The sequence below is a fragment of the Chamaesiphon sp. VAR_69_metabat_338 genome (genome assembly GCF_031423935.1).
Classification (GTDB): domain Bacteria; phylum Cyanobacteriota; class Cyanobacteriia; order Cyanobacteriales; family Chamaesiphonaceae; genus Chamaesiphon.
Genome location: NZ_JANPGM010000631.1, coordinates 1 through 6,168, shown reverse-complemented (window position 1 = coordinate 6,168; position 6,168 = coordinate 1). Strand labels below are relative to the sequence as shown.

The following is a 6,168-nucleotide window of genomic DNA, read 5'->3' as shown; positions in this document are numbered from 1 at the left end:
CTTTGAAATAGTTGTTGACATTCTACGCTTTCACCTCAGCAACAACAATTTAGTTCGCACCTGAACCAGGTAGCTTACTAGGTTGTTGTTTTTTTGGCATGAGCTAGCTTGGGTGCGGCAATTGCACTGCGTCTGCCTTATCAGAAGACTGCGATCGCCGTCTCCCCGACAATTGTCATGTCGTGTCAGATGCTCTTGCTACCAAGTACAATTAGCGACCAGCCATTCATAAATGTTATCTGACTCCCTAACAGCAGCATCTACAATTTGTCGTCCTGTCACAGGTATATTTACATTTAACACCCGATCGACCCAAGCCTGGAATTTTGGATTGATGAGCGACCCCTCGTCCGGAGGTTGAGACATATCTGCGCTACAGATATCATTGTAGCCAATCGCTAATAGAGCGATGAAGTCCTGTATATCTTTAGCAAAAACCCTGGCATCTTGACCGCTGCCAAGATAAACAATCGGCTTTTTGCCATTATTTTGTAGCCAGATGCAATATAAGCCTCCATCAGGACTCATGCCAAACACAGCGAGTCTTTTTTGAGTCTCTGCTCGATCTACCCAAGCAGAAATTACTTCTCGATCGTTTTCAAATAGCTCAAAGTACCCGCTTAACTTCTTATCAAAATTTTGATGTTCGTGCCAAGAACAAAGTTGCGATAAGAGTTCGGGAAATTCTATTTCTTGAGGGAAACCAGTCTTGACTTTTTCTGTTAGATTCATCGTTACATAGGGACTATCACGATCGCAGACGGTTCCGATCGCACCCAAGTTTTACGATCCGATCGAGCGGATAACTCGACAAGGATTGCCTACCGCCACTACATCAGCGGGCAGATTTTTGGTGACGACACTGCCAGCACCGACGACCGATCTCTCCCCGATAGTGACTCCCGGACAGATAATTGCCCCACCACCGATCCACGTATCAGCCCCAATCTCGATCGGACGACCGAATTCTAGACCAGACTTGCGCTCTGCTGAGTCGATCGGATGTGCGGCGGTATAAAGATGTACCCCAGGCCCAAATTTGACATCTGCACCGATCGTCACTGGTGCGACATCTAAAATCGTACAATTAAAATTAAAATATACCCGATCGCCCAGCGTGATATTACTGCCATAGTCGCAGTAGAAAGGGGGTTCGATCCATACGTTTTGCCCCGATCTCGGGATTAATGCTTGGATGAGTTGCAAACGTGTTGCCACGCGATCGACACTGCTATCATTGAGCGATTTGAACAACTGCCGCGCGCGCTGGCGTTCGGCGACAAGTTCGGGATCGAGCGGGTTGTAGAGTTCACCCCTCAACATTTTTGCTTTCTCACCGTTCATATATTTGCCTCAGTATCCCACTCATGCAAATCTCAGATTATCATTCGTCAGCAAGCTGCCGAGCGATTCTCAAAACCCGATCGAGATTTCTACAACCGATCTCCAAAATCCAAAATGGTATAAATATTCATGTCTCCCCCGCCACTCTCGACCACTGTCATCGAGCTAATCGATAATTTGCAATTGCAACCACATCCTGAGGGCGGCTTTTATCGAGAAACTTGGCGATCGGATCTGTGTTTGCCCAGCTCGATTTTACCCGCTGATTATAGTGGTAGTCGATCGGCGGGCACTGCGATTTTATTTCTGCTGCCTACGGGACATTCCTCGCGGTGGCATCGCGTGCGATCGGCTGAGTTATGGTTTCATCAAGCAGGCGACCCTCTAGAGCTGGGAATGGCGGCAACTCTAGATGAGGAATCGCAAGTAACCTATCTCGGTCGCGATTATTGCTGGCAAGCCGTCGTGCCGCCCCACCATTGGCAACGAGCGCAACCGATCGCAGGTAAAGCCGGATATGCACTAGTAGCCTGCGTAGTGGTGCCGGGATTTGACTTTGCCGATTTTGAAATGAGCGATTCTTAGCAAGTTACCAAATTATGTCACGCAACTATTGTCTGCTTATTACTCTGTCGATCGTCTCACTCATTGCCGTTTCCTGTAGTTTGCCATCTCCAATTGCCTCTAATGCTGTCAATCCGGCACCCGCACTGGTGGCGGGAATGAACGTCGATTTACCAGCCGAGCTGTCCGCTACAAATATCAACGGAGAACGCACAATCGTCCTCGCTGGGGGTTGTTTTTGGGGTGTAGAAGCAGTATTCGAGCAGCTCAAAGGTGTCTCTAATGTTGTCTCTGGTTACGCTGGCGGCACTGCGGCAACTGCCCACTATGAAACTGTTAGTAATGGCACCACCGGACATGCCGAAGCTGTTAAAGTTACCTACGATCCCAAGCAAATTTCTTACGGGCAGTTATTGAAGATTTACTTTCTCATCGCCCACGATCCGACTCAGGTAAATCGTCAAGAACCAGACAATGGCACCCAATATCGATCGGCCATCTTCTTCACCAGTCCAGAACAGCAGGAAATAGCGAAAGCTTATATCGATCGATTAAATACAGCTCGCGTTTTTCCTCAACCAATTGCGACTCAATTAGTGCCTTTAACTAAGTTTTATGCGGCTGAAGATTACCATCAGAACTTTATCGATCGCAATCCCACTCAAGCCTATATCGTCAGATTCGATCTACCAAAGCTCGCCCAACTCCGCCAACAATTTCCCACGCTAATTAAAAAAGTTTAGCGTGTTTGATAAATGATAGCGATTGAAATCGCTGCTGGTGCTTCAAAGTCTGCCTCCGCAGACTAATTATCTAGTGCAAAGATCTGTAGGTTGGGTTGAAGAATGAAACCCAACAACCCCAACGAAAGTTTCTGAGACGACATTATTCGAGATAGCCTTCTAACCCTGCGACTAGGACTTTGGCAATGGGACGATCGAATCGCTTAATCGATCGACATCAATCGCCTGTTGCTTCAACCTCTAATTGCTAAAATTCTAAGTACTCGATCGAATCCCGCGTATTTCCATCTGTTCCATGAAATAGTCTTCTAGAGAAGCGCGTCCGCGATTGAGGGAGATTAATTCGGCATCCATCAATTTAAGAGTCGCCATAAACTCTTGTGACTCTCCCCGCAATTTACCAGACCAAACATCATCTTGATACGTGATGTTTTCGATCCAGCGATCGAGGATTTCGGGATTGCCACCGCAACCGGAAACTAGATAATATCGATCGTCATTAATCAGTAATTCTGACATCGTACCGCAGGAAATTAATTCGCCGCGAGCGAGGATACCGACGCGACTGCAAATCTGTTCTACTTCCGACAGGACGTGACTATTAAAGAAGACAGTTTTACCGCGATCGGCTAATGAAACAATAATATCGCGCATCTGTTTGCGGCCTAATGGATCGAGTCCAGACATCGGTTCGTCGAGGAATACAAGTTCGGGATCGTTGATTAAAGCTTGCGCCATGCCGACCCGCTGTACCATACCTTTAGAATACTGGCGGAGTTGCTTTTTCTTAGCAGCCGACTGGGTTAAACCAACTAGTTCTAATAATTCTGGAATGCGGTGTTTTTGAACGGAACGCGGAATTTCAAATAAGCCAGCGGTGTATTCTAATAACTCCCAGCCGGTGAGAAAATCGTAAAAATAAGGATTTTCAGGAAGATAGCCGATTTTTTGTTTGACCGATCGAGATCCAAGCGGTTTGCCGAGTAATAATCCCTTACCCCCAGTTGGCTTGACGATCCCTAATAGTGTTTTGAGTAGTGTCGTTTTGCCAGCACCATTCAAACCCAATAGTCCAAAAGTTTCGCCTTCATAGACTTGGAGCGTACATTCTTTTAATGATTCAACTTTGCGATTGAGCCAAAAGCCGGTGCGATATATTTTGCCTAATTGATAAGTTTCGATCGCGGCGGCAATTTCGGAAGTTGGGGCCGATCGATCCAATTTTTCTGTAGTTAGAGTCATAGCTATCGAAATCGGGGGGGTAGAGGATTTGCGGCGATAAAATTCAGGATATTTGCCGCTGAATTTTATCGCCTCTCTACTTTAGCCTGTACCCTGACCTTTGGAAATACTTCCCACTAGCGATCGCTAGATACCCAAGCCCGCTTTGATTTTGGCGAGAGCCGATGCTTCGGAGGTACTGATTTTCGGATCGCCCGAACCAAATAAACCACTACCTGCCGCACTTGCGACGGCTTCGGCGCAAGCATAGACGAACTGTTTGAATTCGGTAATCTCTGCGGGTGTTGCTTTAGTGCCAATTGTGGCTACAGCACTATCGACAGTCGCGATCGCTTTGGTAACGAATGCGCCAGACTGAATGTCTTCTGGCTTAACGTCGGGTTTCTGTTGTTTGATTTTGCCGCTACTGAGGACGGCTTCGGAAAAGGCGGCTTGGACGATCGAGTTATTGGGATATTTTTTGCCTGCACCGACGATTTCTTTAGTCAGTGCCACGGCTTCGATCGCTGATGAAATAATCCCCATATCCGCCATGGCGACTGCCATGCCGATCGTCATGGGTGCTGCGGCGATCGTGTTTAGTTCTTCTGGAGTGTATGTCATGCTAATTAATGATTTGATTAAATTAAATTCAACTGAATGCATTCTAGCAGTTTCAAGTTGTCAGCAACGTATAGCATCCAGTATCATCGCCAGTCAATCGCGCGGATACGACGATTAATTGAGATAATAAGATGAATCGCTCACCTACCATCTGATATGGCCATTATCTCCTCAAAACAGCCAGCCTCTGATGCCCCACAACCGCCAAAAGAGGGGAAAAAAAGTACTCCCAAGCCAGCAGTGACATCTCCTCCTGTAGCCACTGCCGATGCAGAAATATTGCAAGCCGATATCACTAATCCTGAGGAAAAGATCCAAGAAGAAAGTCTCAGACCGAGTAGCATCAATGAATATATCGGTCAAAAAGATCTCAAGGGCGTTCTTGATATTGCCATCCAAGCAGCTAAAGTCCGTAACGAATCGCTGGATCACCTGCTCTTATATGGCCCGCCAGGATTGGGCAAAACTACGATGTCGCTAATTTTGGCATCAGAAATGGGCGTCAATTGTAAAATTACCGCAGCTCCCGCACTAGAACGTCCGCGCGATATTGTGGGGATTTTGATGGGGTTGCAGCCAGGAGATATTTTATTTATCGATGAAATTCATCGCTTACCGCGAATGACGGAAGAAATTCTCTATCCAGCAATGGAAGATTTTCGATTAGATATTACCGTCGGCAAGGGAAATACCGCCAAAATTCGGAGTATTCCCTTGCCTAAATTTACGCTAGTAGGGGCGACGACGAAGGTAGGTTCGCTGACATCCCCATTACGCGATCGATTTGGACTGGTGCAGAAGTTACGCTTTTATGAAGTGGACGAATTAACGCTCATCGTTCAACGGACGGCGGATATTCTCCAAACCGCAATTACGCTAGAAGGTGCAGCCGAAATTGCACGTCGCTCGCGTGGGACGCCTCGGATTGCCAATCGGCTGCTAAAACGGGTGCGGGACTATGCTCAAGTTAAAAATCACACCGAAATCGATGGCGAAATTGCCAGTGCCGCGATGGAGATTTACAATGTCGATCCGCTGGGATTGGATTGGGTCGATCGATTACTATTAACCACGATGGCAGAGCAGTTTAATGGTGGCCCTGTCGGATTGGAAGCATTAGCGGCATCGACAGGCGAAGATAGTCATACGATCGAAGAAGTCTACGAGCCGTATTTACTCCAAATCGGCTATCTCCACCGGACGCCGCGCGGACGGGTAGTGACCGCAGCAGCGCGGAAACATTTGGGCTTGAAAGGAGGGAATGACAACGGCGAACAGTTATCCTTACTAGAGGAATAGCTGCTTTAACATCGATCTTGTTATGAGCCTCACCCCATTCACATATCGATCGCAAATATCCCAAGTATTTGGCGACAACGCTTTAGCACATGGAATTTTCTATCTACATTCCCCGAGCTTGCGATTAGAACTTGCTGGAGATAAGCCATATCTGAAAATGTTTCTGCGTGCCTACGAGCGATCGAAAGCAATTATCGATTTTGGATTAGGCGATCTCCAAAAGATTACTGTCTGCTTGAGTTTTTATGGTAGTAAATCGTTAGTTAGTAACTTATCCGTTTTCCGCAATCTTCTCAGGTGTGGAATTAAGCGTCCCCAGACAGCAGAAATTTGGCAAGTTCGAGCGGAATCTGATGAAGATGGGAATCTAATG

The 6,168-nt window shown here is 46.9% G+C and carries 7 protein-coding genes and 1 pseudogene; 4 read left to right on the top strand and 4 right to left on the bottom strand.

Annotation, left to right across the window (positions count from 1 at the left end):
- Positions 1 to 198: 198 nt before the first annotated feature.
- Complete coding sequence (locus RMO84_RS17505; protein ID WP_310489720.1) at positions 199 to 732, bottom strand: hypothetical protein; 534 nt, start codon at positions 730 to 732, stop codon at positions 199 to 201.
- Between the two features lie 51 nt (positions 733 to 783).
- Entirely contained in the window at positions 784 to 1,344 is a 561-nt protein-coding gene (locus tag RMO84_RS17500) for a sugar O-acetyltransferase (protein ID WP_310489719.1), read from the bottom strand.
- A gap of 129 nt (positions 1,345 to 1,473) precedes the next feature.
- On the opposite strand from RMO84_RS17500, the gene RMO84_RS17495 reads away from it, so the two are divergent.
- On the top strand, positions 1,474 to 1,929 hold the full coding sequence (locus RMO84_RS17495; protein WP_310489718.1) for a cupin domain-containing protein: 456 nt from the start codon (positions 1,474 to 1,476) through the stop codon (positions 1,927 to 1,929).
- 14 nt (positions 1,930 to 1,943) lie between these two features.
- Positions 1,944 to 2,651 (top strand): peptide-methionine (S)-S-oxide reductase MsrA, encoded by a 708-nt coding sequence (msrA, locus tag RMO84_RS17490; RefSeq protein ID WP_310489717.1) that lies wholly within the window; start codon positions 1,944 to 1,946, stop codon positions 2,649 to 2,651.
- Between the two features lie 255 nt (positions 2,652 to 2,906).
- On the opposite strand, the gene RMO84_RS17485 is transcribed toward msrA, so the two are convergent.
- Positions 2,907 to 3,893 carry an ABC transporter ATP-binding protein gene (locus tag RMO84_RS17485; protein ID WP_310489716.1) on the bottom strand — a complete coding sequence of 329 codons (987 nt, stop codon included), beginning with the start codon at positions 3,891 to 3,893 and terminating at the stop codon, positions 2,907 to 2,909.
- A gap of 126 nt (positions 3,894 to 4,019) precedes the next feature.
- The gene (locus tag RMO84_RS17480) at positions 4,020 to 4,496 is read right to left on the bottom strand and encodes a hypothetical protein (RefSeq protein WP_310489715.1); all 477 of its coding nucleotides are present in this window, start codon (positions 4,494 to 4,496) and stop codon (positions 4,020 to 4,022) included.
- Between the two features lie 156 nt (positions 4,497 to 4,652).
- On the opposite strand from RMO84_RS17480, the gene ruvB reads away from it, so the two are divergent.
- Positions 4,653 to 5,795, top strand: coding sequence for a Holliday junction branch migration DNA helicase RuvB (ruvB, locus tag RMO84_RS17475; protein WP_310489714.1), 1,143 nt, complete (start codon positions 4,653 to 4,655; stop codon positions 5,793 to 5,795).
- A gap of 22 nt (positions 5,796 to 5,817) precedes the next feature.
- Positions 5,818 to 6,168, top strand: a pseudogene (locus RMO84_RS17470) (hypothetical protein); the annotation flags it as partial.

What these genes read in the sequence shown, in the direction of transcription:
- RMO84_RS17505 (WP_310489720.1), bottom strand. Translation starts at nt 732, where the DNA reads ATGAATCTAACAGAAAAAGTCAAGACTGGTTTCCCTCAAGAAATAGAA.
- RMO84_RS17500 (WP_310489719.1), bottom strand. Translation starts at nt 1,344, where the DNA reads ATGAACGGTGAGAAAGCAAAAATGTTGAGGGGTGAACTCTACAACCCG.
- RMO84_RS17495 (WP_310489718.1), top strand. Translation starts at nt 1,474, where the DNA reads ATGTCTCCCCCGCCACTCTCGACCACTGTCATCGAGCTAATCGATAAT.
- msrA (WP_310489717.1), top strand. Translation starts at nt 1,944, where the DNA reads ATGTCACGCAACTATTGTCTGCTTATTACTCTGTCGATCGTCTCACTC.
- RMO84_RS17485 (WP_310489716.1), bottom strand. Translation starts at nt 3,893, where the DNA reads ATGACTCTAACTACAGAAAAATTGGATCGATCGGCCCCAACTTCCGAA.
- RMO84_RS17480 (WP_310489715.1), bottom strand. Translation starts at nt 4,496, where the DNA reads ATGACATACACTCCAGAAGAACTAAACACGATCGCCGCAGCACCCATG.
- ruvB (WP_310489714.1), top strand. Translation starts at nt 4,653, where the DNA reads ATGGCCATTATCTCCTCAAAACAGCCAGCCTCTGATGCCCCACAACCG.